This is a genomic window from Silvibacterium bohemicum, assembly GCF_001006305.1.
GTDB classification, from domain to species: Bacteria; Acidobacteriota; Terriglobia; order Terriglobales; family Acidobacteriaceae; genus Silvibacterium; species Silvibacterium bohemicum.
On the sequence record NZ_LBHJ01000003.1, the window covers coordinates 793,198 to 808,536 of the forward strand.

Annotated in this window: 15 protein-coding genes; 10 read left to right on the forward strand and 5 right to left on the reverse strand. The window is 54.8% G+C overall.

What is annotated here, in order from left to right; translation table 11 throughout:
- Positions 1-95: 95 nt before the first annotated feature.
- Complete coding sequence (locus XX99_RS08845; protein ID WP_050058986.1) at positions 96-860, reverse strand: response regulator transcription factor; 765 nt, start codon at positions 858-860, stop codon at positions 96-98.
- A 635-nt stretch (positions 861-1,495) separates the two neighbouring features.
- Between XX99_RS08845 and XX99_RS08850 the strand changes: the two genes are divergently transcribed.
- From XX99_RS08850 to XX99_RS08860, 3 genes are all read left to right on the forward strand, one after another.
- Positions 1,496-1,966: a GIY-YIG nuclease family protein gene (locus XX99_RS08850; protein ID WP_050058987.1), complete on the forward strand. Its 471-nt coding sequence runs from the start codon at positions 1,496-1,498 to the stop codon at positions 1,964-1,966.
- A 413-nt stretch (positions 1,967-2,379) separates the two neighbouring features.
- Positions 2,380-2,664 carry a helix-turn-helix domain-containing protein gene (locus XX99_RS08855; RefSeq protein WP_050058988.1) on the forward strand — a complete coding sequence of 95 codons (285 nt, stop codon included), beginning with the start codon at positions 2,380-2,382 and terminating at the stop codon, positions 2,662-2,664.
- A gap of 228 nt (positions 2,665-2,892) precedes the next feature.
- Positions 2,893-3,777 (forward strand): SOS response-associated peptidase family protein, encoded by an 885-nt coding sequence (locus tag XX99_RS08860; RefSeq protein WP_184084805.1) that lies wholly within the window; start codon positions 2,893-2,895, stop codon positions 3,775-3,777.
- Positions 3,778-3,843: 66 nt separating this feature from the next.
- Here XX99_RS08860 and XX99_RS08865 read toward each other — a convergent pair whose 3' ends face one another.
- The 3 genes from XX99_RS08865 to XX99_RS08875 form a co-directional block, all read right to left on the reverse strand.
- Positions 3,844-4,782: a hypothetical protein gene (locus XX99_RS08865; protein WP_050058990.1), complete on the reverse strand. Its 939-nt coding sequence runs from the start codon at positions 4,780-4,782 to the stop codon at positions 3,844-3,846.
- Positions 4,783-5,024: 242 nt separating this feature from the next.
- Entirely contained in the window at positions 5,025-5,357 is a 333-nt protein-coding gene (locus XX99_RS08870; RefSeq protein ID WP_050058991.1) for a hypothetical protein, read from the reverse strand.
- 19 nt (positions 5,358-5,376) lie between these two features.
- Entirely contained in the window at positions 5,377-6,837 is a 1,461-nt protein-coding gene (locus XX99_RS08875) for a hypothetical protein (RefSeq protein WP_156185878.1), read from the reverse strand.
- A gap of 332 nt (positions 6,838-7,169) precedes the next feature.
- On the opposite strand from XX99_RS08875, the gene XX99_RS08880 reads away from it, so the two are divergent.
- The 4 genes from XX99_RS08880 (at position 7,170) to XX99_RS08895 (ending at position 11,799) form a co-directional block, all read left to right on the forward strand.
- Positions 7,170-9,221, forward strand: coding sequence for a heavy metal translocating P-type ATPase (locus XX99_RS08880; protein WP_050058993.1), 2,052 nt, complete (start codon positions 7,170-7,172; stop codon positions 9,219-9,221).
- Between the two features lie 222 nt (positions 9,222-9,443).
- Complete coding sequence (locus XX99_RS08885) at positions 9,444-10,055, forward strand: hypothetical protein (protein WP_050058994.1); 612 nt, start codon at positions 9,444-9,446, stop codon at positions 10,053-10,055.
- A gap of 154 nt (positions 10,056-10,209) precedes the next feature.
- Entirely contained in the window at positions 10,210-10,809 is a 600-nt protein-coding gene (gene greB, locus XX99_RS08890) for a transcription elongation factor GreB (RefSeq protein ID WP_050058995.1), read from the forward strand.
- 267 nt (positions 10,810-11,076) lie between these two features.
- On the forward strand, positions 11,077-11,799 hold the full coding sequence (locus XX99_RS08895; protein ID WP_050058996.1) for a hypothetical protein: 723 nt from the start codon (positions 11,077-11,079) through the stop codon (positions 11,797-11,799).
- A gap of 253 nt (positions 11,800-12,052) precedes the next feature.
- Here XX99_RS08895 and XX99_RS27690 read toward each other — a convergent pair whose 3' ends face one another.
- Entirely contained in the window at positions 12,053-12,628 is a 576-nt protein-coding gene (locus XX99_RS27690; RefSeq protein ID WP_184084802.1) for a helix-turn-helix domain-containing protein, read from the reverse strand.
- 726 nt (positions 12,629-13,354) lie between these two features.
- Between XX99_RS27690 and XX99_RS08905 the strand changes: the two genes are divergently transcribed.
- The 3 genes from XX99_RS08905 (at position 13,355) to XX99_RS28625 (ending at position 15,309) form a co-directional block, all read left to right on the forward strand.
- Positions 13,355-14,245 (forward strand): alpha/beta fold hydrolase, encoded by an 891-nt coding sequence (locus tag XX99_RS08905; RefSeq protein WP_050058998.1) that lies wholly within the window; start codon positions 13,355-13,357, stop codon positions 14,243-14,245.
- A 62-nt stretch (positions 14,246-14,307) separates the two neighbouring features.
- Entirely contained in the window at positions 14,308-14,943 is a 636-nt protein-coding gene (locus XX99_RS08910) for a pyridoxamine 5'-phosphate oxidase family protein (protein WP_050058999.1), read from the forward strand.
- A gap of 75 nt (positions 14,944-15,018) precedes the next feature.
- Positions 15,019-15,309: a XapX domain-containing protein gene (locus tag XX99_RS28625; protein ID WP_156185925.1), complete on the forward strand. Its 291-nt coding sequence runs from the start codon at positions 15,019-15,021 to the stop codon at positions 15,307-15,309.
- The last annotated feature ends 30 nt before the right edge of the window (positions 15,310-15,339 follow it).

Here is a 15,339-nt window from a genome sequence, read left to right on the forward strand (position 1 = left end):
CGTATCCTTCTTATTGAATGTCTTCAAGTTCTGGCCGACCCGGCACGCTGATCTTGGCAGAGCGGCAGATGGCGCTACGGTGTGTTTGTTGACCTCTAGTCGTGGAACGCAGAAGCCGAGTCAGTCGTTCCCAGCGGCGGAACCTGTAGCCGAAAACCCTGGCCTCGGACGTTTTGAATCAGGTCATCAAATCCCTTGTCGTCCAGCTTCTTGCGGAACCGCTTGATCACTCCGCGGAGGGAATCGAGGGTCTTGTCGAGGTCTCGACGTCCCCAGGCGCCATCAAGAAGCTCCTGCGAGGTGACCACTCGAGCCGGATTGGTAGCAAGGATCTCGAGAATCCTGGCCTCTTTCTGGGTAACCGCCATCGACTTCTCGTTGTCGGCCAGAACCTGGTGGTTCCTGTCCAGTACGAAGCGGCCTACGCCGAGACGGTGTGTGGTGCTCCGCCTCTTGCCGGTGTCCCGCTCATATCGCCGAATATGGGCATGGAGACGAGAGATCAGGAGTTGAATAGATGTGCTCTTGAGGATGTAGCCATCGGCGCCGGCGTGGAGAGATGCAAGCTCATACCATTCTCCCTCGAGCACCGTGTACATCAGAATTGGCAGACCTACCTTGGCTGCCCGCAATTCGAACACCAGGCCAGTGCCGCTGACACTCAGCTTTGGATCGTTCTTCGGTCCGAGGTCAAAGTCGACCAGAATCAGGTCAAACTTCGAATTCTCCACCATCTGCCGTGCAGTCTCCGCATTGTCTGCCAGCTGCACTTCGAACCCAAAATTACGGAGAGTGCGCTGCAATCCGTCGGCTACGACGGGTTCATCGTCTACCAGGAGTATTGAGTGAATAGAGTTCATAGTCTTCCAAACATGGGAAAGAAACCCGTTCTTTTGCGAGGGGATGGCTTGGCCTGGTGTCTACCGGCTCTTTATGGTCTCTATAGACGGGCCTTTGATGGTCATTATAGACATCGCAGCGGTCGCATTGAACCAAGAATGCAGTCAATTTAAGCTAAATCGCGATACCTACAAACAGCGCATTCATCCACAATTTATCTACGATCATGGATAAAGCGATTCAGCGCTTGGGATGATGCTCGAACGTGCATTGTCAGCGGCATGGGCAAGGGGCATCCCGAGTGGCGGAGCCATCGAAAGGTGAGAGTTCGGCAGGGGACTGCCCACCCGAACTCCCCCCAAAGTCCGCACTGTGACGGTGGAGTTGGAGCACACACTTCGACCGGGACAAAAAAGACTACAGGACAACAGTGCAGGTTTCCCCGATCCCCTCAGAACAGGGCTCCGTGCAGCACAAGGTCGTGCAGTGCATAGAATAGTCGAAAATGGACTATTCTCAAATAGACTCGCACCATGCGTGGGACCAGCAGTCCACTCCACTCCAACCAACCCTTAACGTGGCGGAGTCGTATCTCCGAGGCTGTATCCTCCTATTGGCAGCTAATTGGGATTCGTGGTCAATTTGGAGGCAGGTAATGGATGTCAGATTTGGAGCGCTCGTCGATACTCTGGCTCCTAAGCTTGAACAACTCATTCAATGCCCGCCTGTGGGCTATGGAGAACTTGCGCGGAGCATGCCACTCTCAGGGATCTACCTGTTCTCTGAAACAGGAAGACACCTCTACGTTGGACGGTCCAACAGCCTGCGGTCTCGCTACGGCCGCCATTGCCGTCCAGGGGCTACCCACCGCCAAGCCGCGTTTGCCTTTCAGCTGGCACGAGAAGCAACCGGACGAACGAAGGCTTCTTACAAGGCAGGGAACGATAGCCGCGACGGCTTGATGCTGGACCCGGCATTCGAGCAGGCATTCCGAGATGCCAAAGGCAGGATCAGGGCAATGGAGTACCGCTTCGTGGAGGAGCCGGATCAGAATCGGCAGGCTCTCCTTGAGATCTACTGCGCGATCGTCCTCGGAACCCCATACAACGACTTCGGCACCCATTGACAGGAACCACTCTCCGGATGCATTTCGAAGCGGTTGTCTAATAGGCCTCCTTTCAATAAGTTACATCGCATGAGAAGATGGACAGAGCCGGGCAGGGAATCTGTGGCTCCGGTAAATCCGATACCGTCCTGGTTGCGGGTAAGACTGAGCGGCGCTTGAGTGTGTCGACCACTGATTCGCTCGTGTCAAACTGTCCACTCGCACTGATCAACTTTGGAAAGAGTGGTTCTGTAGTGAAGAGACTCACTCGCAGCCGAACGTTTCGGCTGCTCCAATTCGTCGTGAAGTCCATCGATCGTGACCGTTTAAGGTTCGGATCAGCTCATCACGACTCAAGCCCGACTGCCGCCTCGGGAATAGTCTGTTTTGGACTATTCCAAGATAGTTTTTAGCGTGAACGTCAGTAGACGTTCATGGCCAAGAGCAAGTCAATCTATAGCCGCGAGTACGGCGTGTTTCTCGACCTCCTTCGGGAGGAGCGGGAAGCGGCGGGATTGACTCAGATTGGCCTGGCGAAGAAGTTGAAGGAAACGCAGACCTACGTCAGCAAGTGCGAGCGTGGTGAGCGCCGGATCGACACGATCGAGACCCGCAAATTCTGCATAGCAATCGGCCTGCACTACCCCGCGTTCGCAGCGAAGCTCGAGGCTGCAATCGAGCAGAAAGCCGCCGCAAAGAAGCCCGCAGCGCGGCGATGACCGGCGATTGATGTCAACCCCTCATCGATCTTGAACATTGTCCTTTCCAATATGGCGGTTATGTGGGCGAGGGCATCGAGACGAAACAGGGGCCGAGGCCGGTACCAAAGCATTAGAAAGGCCTCCCGGCGGAGAAACGACTAGAATCCTAAAATGTGCTATTCGGCCCGAGTGCGCCAAAACCTAAGCCAACTCTCGAAACGTTATGGCGCGAGAGTGGCGTGGCAGATGTATGAGGAGATTTTCCGGCGCCGGGCTGCCGGGGAAGATGTCCGGGTTGCACGAGGTCTTGAGCGGAACTTCGCTCACCCCTCCACCGAGACCGAACTCAGGACGAAGGAGTACATCGACCAGTACGTCGCTAACCGCAGAGCAGAGTGGGAGAATGAGATCTTCACCCAGCGCCGGCGATTGGGAGGGGCAGAGGAGTCTCTCAGAGTCAGAGAGACCAAGAAAGCGCGCGAAGACGTCCGCATCGCGACGAAGAAGATTCAGACCCTGCTGGACCGTCTCACGGATCTTCGCCGCACTGAACCAGTTGAGGACGATGAACGAATCTTTCCGTTGTCGTATGCCCCGGTCCTGGTTCAGAAGGAAGGCGAAACCATAATCGTTCCGATGCGGTACGCTTGCAGGCTTGGAGACAAGCCCGCAAATTACGACTCTCGTTTCCCAGGCACATACAACGCGCGAAGGGATAACCTGACTGGGTTCTGGAAGAATGTGTACGGCCGCCGTCACGCGGTGATGGTGATCAGCGGATTCTTTGAGAATGTGCCAAGGCACCTTTACGAGCATCGTGACCTGCTCCCGGAAGAGAAGCCAGAAAACCTCATCCTGCAATTCGCCCCACACCCAAGCGAGGACATGCTGGTTGCCTGCATCTGGGACCAGTGGAAAGGTCCTGACCAGCCCGACCTGCTCTCGTTTGCGGCCGTTACGGACGAGCCGCCGGCAGAGATCGCGGCCACGGGACACCAGCGCTGCGTAATCGTTCTCGAGGAGAAAAACCTGAACACCTGGTTATCTCCGGCCAAGGCGACGCCCGCCCAGTTGGACGCAATTCTCGACGATCGCGCGAAACGCATCTTCGAACACCAGATTGCGGCTTGACGGCAGGAAAGGCGGCTTGCCCATCGAGAGACAAAGAAGGTGATGGGCGAAACTCTAGTCTTGAAATCACTGCGAAGGCGGGACGCAAGGATCCGTTGGCTTCGCAGAGAGAGCCGTATCAAGATTTGCAAACATCCAACGCAGCGTGATGCCCGCGTTATAAGCGGCAGGTGTGTTCTGCGCGTCGTTCATTGGGACACCAGAGACGTCGCCGTCGAAATAGGTGAACCGGTCGGTGATTGTGGACACGAAGAGGAAGGGAGCATCTGGATACGCAAGGCGGATGAGGCCATGCGTCGTCTCCACAGACGCTGGGTGGACTGGAAGGCCAGCAGCCGTGAATGCTGCAACCGTCTCCGGATCTTTGAACTTGTAATCACCGTAGTTCGTTACATTCAGTGTCCCGAGTGCGACATCGGTGATCCCTGCAGTCACAACGGGGGAATCAGATGGATTTCGCTTCACCGGCAAAAAATGGAGCAGTGCAGAACCAGCGTCAAAGGACGCAAGCTGTCCGAACAGTGTGGGCGAAATCGAGCTCGTGATGAGCTGATCGGTTGGCCCTTTCCAGGTGCTCGATGGATTCTGGCCGTCTGGGTGAGCGTCATGCAGAAAAACCGATGTCCCGATAGCCACACCGCCATTGCGATTCGGGGTTACTGTTGCCGAGCTTGCCGTACCGACTGCAACCACTAAATCCGGTGCCGGACCGGTCCCGAAGATTCGAGGCAGCCGAATGCTTTTTACACTGCTGCTGGATTGGCACGCCCCTGAAACGTCATTGAGCAAGTCCGATACGCACCATATTTCCAGTTCAAAGTTGTTGTACTGGAATACTGCGCGAGGCTTGAGCCAGGGGTCCGTCTTTCCCGACGGACGCTGTAGCGGCGAGTGCAATACCTTCGGCCAGACCGTGTCCCCGGAAGGCCATGCATTGCTGTTGAGCATCGCGGCAATCGCCGGTTCGCACTCCCACCACTTGTTGACTACCGTGACGATTCGCATTCAGATCTCCAATGGTTATGAAGTTTGGCTTTGGGGCTCGGCTCAACGCTTACGGTTACGGGAGGAACATAGGCAGCCATTCGCCGCACCGTGTTCTGTAGTTCGCCCAGTGCGTCTGGTTGATCCCTACAAACGCGCATTGCGGAAGTGATCGAACGCTATGCTGGGCTCGATGAATGACTCGGTTTGTCGCAACAAAGAAGTAGCAAAGTACAACTCCTTTGAACGATCCAGTGAGAGGTCTAATCTAGACAGCCCCCGTCAATCCAATCTTGTATCTCCTGGATCTGGGGATCCGGAATGTACGGACCGCCTTGCGGCATACGAGATGCTGGGCCGTTGATCCCCGTTCGTAAATCGATGATGAGGTTTGCTTCAGCACCCCGATGATTGCCGATGACTTCGGGTTGAATGAGACGCTTTCCGTGTCCTACAGCGGCCAGTAGATTTGCCTTAGTTGACCAAGAGAACGATGGACCGTGACCTGAGAGGTCGGCGGGATTGTCGTTTCCAGCTGTGGTTTGCCAGGTTTGTATTGCCGTATCGAGAATGGTCTTAACGCGGTCAAATCCCATAGTGTTCCTTCTCTCTTAGTTAGGGTGCAGGATTGGGTAGTGTTGACAGAAATTTAGATAGCACGTGACTCACATTCAACCTTTTGGCAGCGATGATCGGCTTGCCAGAGGTGTCATCGGTGACGCGTCTCGTGTTGTGGCAGCTGAAACAGTTCGGCTGGTCTCCGACTTGTGTGAAGGATTCCATTGCGGTGCTGGAGAGCCGGTCTTCGCCAGCCACCATTGCGCCAGGCGTGTCGGTCGTTTGCCCAGGTTGATTCTGGAAGAATTGGTTTGATTTGAAATCGCGCGCCGGATTATCAAGCCAGATGGCCCCGACCAACTGATAGTTGCGGCGCTTATCCGCAACGTTTTCTTGATGTGCAGAGAAGAGTTGACGCATAGAGCCGTTAACTCCAGTCACGTCGTCATCTTCGACGGTCGTATCGCCTTTGGAGGCAGGATAAGCACGATAAACCGAGCTTTGAAGTACTGTCCCGCCCTTTGTGAATGTCTGTGTTTTCTCATCGAAACTCATCATTCGGTCTTGAGCAGAGTTCGGTTGATTTGCGGCAGACGCGATGGTTCCCGCCTTGAATAGCGTCCACGGGGTCGTGGACACGACGGTTGTTGGCGTTAGAGAATCGGGGTTTGCCGCGGCGGCGGGTGCATTGTCTCGAATGCCTTGGCCGTTGTCACTGAGATGTTCAAATGTGGACCAGACGAACTCCGGGTGTTGGTCGAGAACAAAAACGACGTGTATCGCAATCAGAGCGACCGTAACTTGCCGGGTCGTTCCGTCGGGGACTATGTCTCCGTTTTGAACATGTAGATTTGGCACAACCGCTTGAACCGTAAAATAATTCTTCGGCGGAGAGCCGGCGTCGACAATTTGCCACGCCGACTTGAGTTCGACGGCACCGCGCAGGAACTGAATCTTGTCGGGATCAGCGTTCTTGAGAGCAGTCGCAGTATTTAGCCCACTGCTCTTGATGAAGTTGGCGTAGACATCATTGACGTGAATCGCGTAGTAGATCGGATTGCCACGCTGATCGATCAGGAGACCTCGCAATGAGCCGGCTTGTTGGACTCCCGCGTCGATGACGGGCGCTCCATCCTTCGCTTGAGGTTTCTCGTTCGGAAACTGAATGGTTCTTGGCGCAAGGGACAGCATCTTAATCGTCGCCTTGGCGAATTGCGGCGCAGCTGAAGATCCGAAGAGGTCTTGGATCGTCTTGTAGGACGCTAGGAATCGGGGCTGACCGGACGGATCGGGTTGTGTCGCAAAGAGAAAATTCTGCCAAGCAGCTTGATAGAAGGGACAATCCGGTTGAGGGTGAGGCGGTGGATTGTCGAAGGAGGCGAGCGGCGTTGTCGGCAGCCAAGCGGGGTCAGCCGTACACGTACTCTGAGCATGCACCGGTGGGTTTATTGATGGTGCAAGTGCTATAGGGAGGACGCCAAGGCAAAACAAGCACAACAGACAAAAGGCTTTGTTCATTCCGTACCTCTCGGAATTTGCAGAATGAATAGCTGGACCCGGACAGTAGGGCAAAACTATAGCACAGCTATGTCATATTGACGTGTGCCGAGAGTTTTTCAACTTTGCCTCTGAGTTATCGTCGCGTGTGCTCTCTGGGAATTCGTCCTGTATTCCGGGTTAGTCAACCGCTGTGCACTCTCCTCCACAGGTCAAAGGTTGAAATTGCTAATTTCCGATTAGTACGTCATTACGTCTGTATGTCGAAGTCCCTCAAATGATCAGTTGACGAGGATTGGTAGATAATTTTAATTCTGCACTGACGCGAGCAGCTAGGAGTTTAGATGGACTCAATGACGCATGAACCTCACGGGCAAGGCATGGATCCGCATGCCGGGCACGACATGTCAAAGGCCCATGGAAACCACGACCGGCATGCCGGGCACTCCGTGGCAATGTTTCGCGACAAGTTCTGGTTGAGCCTGGCCCTCACTATTCCAGTAGTTGTCTGGTCAGCGGACGTCCAGCATTGGCTTGGGTACACGGTACCTTCTTTCCCTGGTTCGAAATTCATTCCCGCCATCCTTGGAACGGCCGTCTTTGTTTATGGCGGCCTGGTGTTCGTTCGTGGGGCATGGAGAGAGCTTGCCGACCGGAAGCCCGGCATGATGACCCTCATCAGCCTGGCGATCCTGGTCTCGTTCGGAACATCTCTTGCCGCTACTCTTGGCTTCTTCGAAGTCGAGGTGTGGTGGGAACTGGCATCTCTCATTACGATCATGATCCTTGGGCACTGGCTTGAGATGCGAGCCATCTCTCAGGCTAGTGGCGCGCTCAACGCACTCGCTGCACTGCTGCCAGACACCGCCGAACGGGTCACAGGAGACCAGACGCAAACCGTTCCGCTCTCTGCGTTGCAGGTAGGGGACATTATCCTTGTCCGGCCCGGAGCACGAGTTGCGGCGGATGGCATAGTCGTGGATGGAGCCGCTGATGTTGACGAGTCGATGATTACCGGAGAGTCGAGAACGGTCCCGAAGGCTTCGGGCGCCAAGGTCATCGCGGGAACTGTAGCCAGTGGTGGGAGTCTTCGGGTCCGCATCACGGCAGTCGGAGAGCAGACCGCTCTGTCCGGCATCATGCAGCTCGTCGCCACGGCGCAGGCTTCTGGATCTCGCTCGCAAGCTCTCGCCGATCGTGCAGCTGCAGTTCTTTTCTACGTGGCAGTCGCGTCGGGGGCGATAACCTTTGTCTACTGGTGGCTTGCAGGAGACAAGGAACACGCCCTGATCAGAACGGCAACTGTGCTCATCATTGCTTGCCCACACGCTCTGGGGTTAGCGATTCCGCTTGTCATTGCAATTTCGACGTCGATAGGGGCTCAAAATGGTCTTCTGGTCAAAGACAGGCTCGCCCTCGAACGTGCTCGGAATCTGGACACGGTGATCTTCGATAAGACGGGAACGCTTACACGCGGCTTGCCGGCATTGTCGGGCGTTGTAACCGTGCCCGGCGGCAGCGAGAGTGAGTTGCTCGCCTACGCTGCCGCTGTTGAAGCAAATTCAGAACATCCGCTCGGGAAAGCAATTATTGCTGAAGCGAAGCGTCGCAATCTGGCCACGGTTCAGGCCGCCGACTTCAAATCACTGGCTGGTCGAGGGGCAGAGGCAGAGATAAGCGGCAAAAGAGTCTCAATCGGCGGACCGCGTCTGTTAGTGGAGGGTCAAGTGACCGTACCCGCAGAAGTTGAACGATTGACGGCTCAGTGGGCATCCGAGGGAAAGACGGTTCTCCATGTTGTCGCCGACGGGAAACTAATGGGCGCTTTCGCCGTCGAGGATGAGATTCGCCCTGAATCCAAAGAGGCCATTGAAGAGCTTCATCGACTTGGCATACGCGTTGCAATGATAACCGGAGATTCCAAGGCGGTGGCCGATTCGGTCGCAAACCGGATTGGTATCGATGAAGTCGCAGCGGAGGTTCTACCTGCTGACAAGGCTGCGGCAGTCAAGCATTTTCAGGGTGACGGTAAGAAAGTCGCAATGGTTGGTGACGGTGTCAACGATGCGCCGGCATTGGCGACCGCGGATGTCGGAATCGCGATTGGCGCGGGAACCGACGTGGCCATCGAGTCGGCCGGGATTGTGCTGGTGCGCAACGACCCACGAGACGTTGTAGGGGCGATCGAATTATCTCGTGCTACCTACCGAAAGATGATCCAAAATCTGGTTTGGGCAACTGCCTACAACCTTGTTGCCATCCCGGTTGCAGCCGGACTCTTCGTTCATTGGGGATTCGATCTGCCCATGAGCGTCGGCGCAATTGCGATGAGTCTCTCCACCATCATCGTAGCTGCGAACGCACAGTTGCTGCGGAGGCTGAACTTGCAACGTGTAGCGCTCTAGAGGTTCGGAGGGTTGGCTCCGGATTGATCGTCGCGATCTGGACAGTGGTGATGCTTCTTAGTTGATGAGAAATAGCCGAAGCGCTCATTGAGGGTGGACCATTACTTCCCACAAGCTGACTTCGCAGTCGTAACCTCGAGCCAGTGAGCGATTGGGGATTCATGCCAAACGAATAGCCCAAGCACGAGGTCATTCAGAAGGTGTGCTCTCACCTACAATCAAATGAGTCGCCTGATCGAGGTCTACTGCCTGTTTGTTTCTGTTCGAAGCCGTCTCATCCGTCTTGCTCCCTCCGTTACTGCTATCACCTTGATGGCTGGGAATACTGGTCTCCTTTTAAGGAGAGGTCTCCACCCAAACCTTGAAACGGCAGTTGGCTTCCTGTGGATCGCTTCGGACTATGCGCTTCGGCAGAAATCTCGCCATCCTATTGCCGCGCCCAGAATCAATGCTGCGGGAATAATTCTTGGAAGTCTACTGCTGTCAGCAAGCGGCTTCCACGTGGGACACATCGACTGGAACCGCGTGAGGACACCTCTTGGCTACATCCCTGGTGCAGCCGTCGTAGGTTTTCAAAATGAACTGCGTCGGTTCGGTCAATACCTAAAGGCGTCGCGTTTTAGTATGGCCCGGTTCTGCGGAGCGGTATTGAGACATCCCTATGCGCTCTCGGCGCTACTGTGTTCTTACGGCGTCGTGGAGCTTATGAAAAGCGCCTTGTATGCGCACGATATGGGGCTGGTGGCCATTAGCGCTGCCTATGGATTGGGGACCTTGTTTTTGTCCCAGTTGGACTACGGACGAGCAGAAGGAAAGCTGGACGACGCACAATAGAGGATGACTCTAAATAAGTCTCGGAAAATGCGGTTCGCAGCAGAAATGATTGCCACTGCCGATAAGCCGACTTCCCTCTACTAATTGGAAGTCATGCTCGGATTCGTATAGATAGACGCCGATAGCTCAAATCGCGCTAAGAGAGGGCCGCAGGATGCGAAAAGGGTTTACGAGAAGACCGAAAGTAGAGGAGCCCGCAGCGAACCACGACAAAAACTACATCACTCCAGGCGGGATCGAGCGCCTGAAAGAGGAGCGCCATTTCTTGCTCACCAAGGATCGCCCGGCCGTGGTGGAGGTGGTGGCGTGGGCTGCGGGCAATGGCGATCGCAGTGAAAACGCCGACTATCAGTACAGCAAGCGACGACTGCGGCAGATCGATGGACGGGTTCGCTTCCTGACAAAACGAATCGAAGCCGCGGAGGTGGTAGATCCGGAAGCTCGGAGAACGGGGCAACGGGCGACAAGGGCGTTCTTTGGAGCCACCGTGCGCTATGCGAATGCTGCGGGGGCAGAGCGAGTGGTGAGCATCGTCGGCACCGATGAAGTCGATCTCGACCGCAACCACATCAGTTGGGCCTCACCCCTGGGGCGCGCATTAATGAGAGCGGCGGAAAACGATGAAGTGTCTCTTCGTGCGCCGGGCGGAACTGAAACCCTGACCGTGCTGGAAGTGCGGTATGAGCGCATCTCCGTAGAACAGTTCCATGTACCATCTGGGGCTGAAGTCTCGACAAAGGGACTTGATCGCTGACACTCAACGAGCGAGGCTATCTGCTCCTGGGCGACTGGAAGAAAGGTGAGTACTGATAAACAGCATTGAAGAAGTGATCGATAGCTTTGTTGGGCTCAATGAGTGACTTGGTCTATCACAATTCTGTCCGTTCAAATCTCTGTAGATTCCACATCAATCAGCCATTGATAGGAAAGCCGGCCACTCCTACAGGTGAATCACCCGGTGCCGGTGCTCCTGAACTCATGTGGTAGCCTGTCTGCATTCAGACCACAGGAGCAGCGCTCGATGGCGACCTCAACGATCCGGCTTAGACGGTTAAGAGGGGAAGATGTCTTCTTTCTCTCCATGGTGGCGCTGATCCTCGCAACAGTCGTCATCGGGTTTGGACAGAGTTACTTCCTGCCCGGAATGTTTTTGGCCAAACTGCCGAATGCTTTGGTGCACGTGCACGGAGCACTTTTCGTAAGCTGGATATTACTGCTTGTCGTTCAGACAGTGCTGGTCTCTGTCAATCGTGTGCAGTGGCACATGCAGCTCGGCATTCTGGGTCTGGTGTTGGCCCCTTTAATGGTTATCATAGGCACCTGGACAATCCTCGATTCCATCCACCGTCGAGGAGTTCCGCGAGTTCCTCAAGGCGAGATGCTGGCCGGCGACCTTCTCGAATTAGCATTTTTTTCAGTCTTCGTGGCCTGGGGTCTCTTAAAAAGGGGGGATAGAGTGGCACATAAACGCCTGATGCTCTTCTCAACGATAGCCATCTTAGGTCCAGCAATTAATCGGTGGCCGTTTGCATTTATGGCGAGCGCTCCAGCTCAGGGTGCCCTTTTTCTTGCTTTTCCTGCCCTTATCGTGGGCTACGACCTGATATCCGTGAAGAGACTTCATCGGAGTACCCTCTGGGGATCACTGCTCATCATCTTAATGGTTGCTGCAATGCTGTTGGTTCCTTCATTGGCGGTGTGGCAACAGTTCACCGTTTGGGTCCAAGGCACCTCATGGCTTTAACCACTGCAGGCTTCTCTGACCAACCCAACAATGCTTTTCGCGACATAGACGCCGGATGGAACTCCCAATAGAGGGGCTTGAGTAACTTGCCTGACCTGGCGGCTTCGTAATCTCAGTGACTGCAAAATCGGCAATCTACTCATCGAGGTCGTGTTGGAACCGGAACATTCTGGCGTCAAAGCGCCAATCGTAGATTCAACCAATACCTGACAAACTCCGAGTGCATCCAAATCGATCGTATGGGCACAATTCCTTATGCACCTTTTCGCCATGCATGAGGACTAACTCCCGTGATCTTACGGAACATGCGTACAAATTGGCTCGAATCGGAAAACCCGGTGGTTGTAGCGACCTTCGCAACCGTGGAACCCGGTTCAAGGAGGAGCCGTTTCGCACGCTGAACTCTCATCTTCAGAATGTATTGGTATGGGGTCTCACCCAGCGAATCCCGGAACGACCTGGCGAAGTGATACCGGCTTAGGGAATTGAGTTGTGCCAGTTCTTCGAGTCGAATTTCTCGATGGAGATTTTCCTCCATATATTCCAGAACTCGCTTCACGTGCGCGCGAGACAATCCTCCCTTCAGTTGTGGAATGAAGTTAGACACTTCTCCGTATTTGCGGACCAGCGCTACCGACAACGTCATACTCAGGAGGTCACCATATAAGGCACCCATCAACCACCCGGTCCTCATCTCGCGGTTCATCTCGTTCAGTAAGAGCCCGAGCTGCTCATCTCGAAAGGCCCAGCGGAGGTTGAAATCGCAGAAGCCTTTCACTCCGAGCTCTCTCGCTGCATCGTTGAGCAAAGCGGGTTCTATGGCAGCCACGACCCGCTGAGTCGATCCATGCCAAATGACAGTGTCCCGAGTACCCGCGGGCAACAGCATCATGCTTCCAGGGACTGAACGCTCTCGTCCGGACCTCCCAGAACAAGACCACTCCATGTCTACCTGTCCCTTGGTTTGCAAATGCAGACATAGGGTCTCGTGATCGTGAATGGGAATCTCGCATCCCTCATGGTGATGCTTCTCCAGGATCAGTCTGTACCAGGGCGATTGGCGGCTGTCCAGTACCGGACGCTCTTTGAAGAGAGGGATGTGTTCGCTCCCGGCACGGACGAACAAGCGCTTGCTCTCTGCCTGCGGCAACGAACTTGGTGAGGCCACTTGCCCGTTGGTCGGCTCTACGGAACTCCTTGATGAGTCATGTTGTTTAGCCATCCTGCGGTAACCCCCCATTCCTAGTAGCAACAATGCACTACGTTCAGCAACATTGCACTATCAGACCCTTGAAGACTGGTACACAGCCAGAGATGATTGAGCGGTGAGCGAAGCCCACAGGATCAACCCCAAATGCGCCTCTTCGATGATATTTGAGTTCCACGCCTCATGGGTTGGTCCGAAGTTCTGGTGGGTAGACGGTTGACGAATGCAGAACCGACAGCGGCGGAGCATTCGACTTTGCCGCATAGCTAATGCGCACCCTTGTATCTCATCGGCAGTCGTCGCTGACAGCCCAAACCAATCACAAGAACCTTTGAAGGAGACTCGAACATGCCAACGGCAACCGAAACTACCACCAAGGACTACCCGGTTCACTACTCAACTGCAAAGATCAACAATCTGGATATCTTCTATCGTGAGGCGGGTCCGAAAGACGCACCCGTTCTTCTCCTGCTGCATGGATTCCCGACTTCATCGAATATGTTCCGTAATCTGATTCCTCGGCTGGCTGGGCCTTTCCGCATCATTGCTCCCGACTACCCGGGCTATGGATTCAGCAGCATGCCTGATCGCAAGAGCTTCTCGTACACGTTCGAAAACATGACAAATCTTGTCGAGGAACTCACCAACCAGCTCGGCCTCACGAAATACACGATGTACGTGATGGATTACGGTGCGCCGATCGGATACCGTTTGGCGATTCGTCACCCCGAGAAGGTCTCAGGTCTAATCGTCCAGAACGGTAACGCCTACGAAGAGGGGCTTCGCGAGTTCTGGGATCCGATCAAGAAGTACTGGGGAGAGGCAACAGCCGAAAATCGTGCGGCGCTGGAGCGTTTGACTAAGCCCGATGCGACCAAATGGCAGTACGAAAATGGGGTTTCTGACAAGACTCTGGTCGATCCGACCACTTATACCCTCGATCAGGCCGGGATGGATCGTCCTGGTAACGCCGATATCCAGTTGGACATGTTGTACGACTATCGGACGAATGTGCCGCTCTATCCTCAGTTCCAGGAGTTCTTCCGCAAGTATCAACCGCCGACGCTGATTACGTGGGGTAAGAATGATTTCATCTTCCCGCCCGAGGGTGCGGCTCCCTATAAGCGTGATCTCCCGAAGGTTGAAACGCACATACTCGAAACGGGACATTTCGCACTCGAGACTCATGGGGAGGAGATTGCAACGCGCATCCTAGAGTTCTTCGCAAAGCGTGGTTGATTGCCCATGCGTGTGGACGGCACACTGTGTGCCGTCCACACGTTTGATTAACGTGAGGGCATATGAAGCTCGGTTCACTCCTTTTCACACCTGTTGTCAAGAAACTTCAGGAGCGTTACGGCAGCCGGCGCCAATACGAAAGGATGGTTGGTTCCAGTGCGACCCGCGAGGATTTCACACAGTTTGAAACAGAGTTCCTCGCCGAACGCGATAGTTTTTACTGGGCGTCCACGAGTTCCTCAGGTTGGCCGTACGTACAGCACCGGGGCGGGCCACCAGGCTTTCTCAAGGTCGTTGACGACCACACTCTGGCCTTTGCCGATTTCTCAGGGAACAAACAGTACATCACGACCGGGAACCTGCTTACGGATAACAGGGTCGCAATGATCTTCGTCGACTATCCGCGGCAGGCGCGTCTCAAAGTCCTGGGACGGGCAGATGTATTCGAAGGGAAGGACGCCGCAGCCTGGCTGGACAGAGTGAAGGTACCTGGCTATAAGGCGGTCATCGAAAGAGTCTATGTGATCCATGTGGAGGCATTTGACTGGAACTGTCAACAGCACATCGTTCCGCGCTATACCGCCGAGGAGATTCATGCAGCTGTGCATGCAATTGAAGAACGTGTCAGCGCCTTAGAGACCGAAAACTCTCGTCTGCGCGCGGAACTCGCCGCCAAGAAGTTGAGCGAAATCCCGTGACAGGGAGAGCACTGCGGTGAATAAACCGATAACCCGGCTTCTTCGAAGCCTCTGGAGTGAAGAATCGTGAAACTCATGATTGGAGTTGTCGTCAGTTTCATTGTCGGAGCAGGGTGCCGATACTTCGACATACCGGTCCCAAGCCCGCCGGTAATTCCCGGTGCGCTGTTGGTCCTCGCAATGACCATCGGCTATTCCGCAACAAACAAGTTTCTGAATCGCAAAGGGGAGTTTGCGAGCACCTCGCATCTTTGCGGTGGGCCAACCGGCATATCGGTGAGAAATGCCAAGACAGATTGTCATCCGAACATAGCTGGAGGCGACACAAGGCCAGACATCGCAACGAACGCCACAGACGTACGTTGATGATGCATCGTCGTGGATCTCGAATAAATG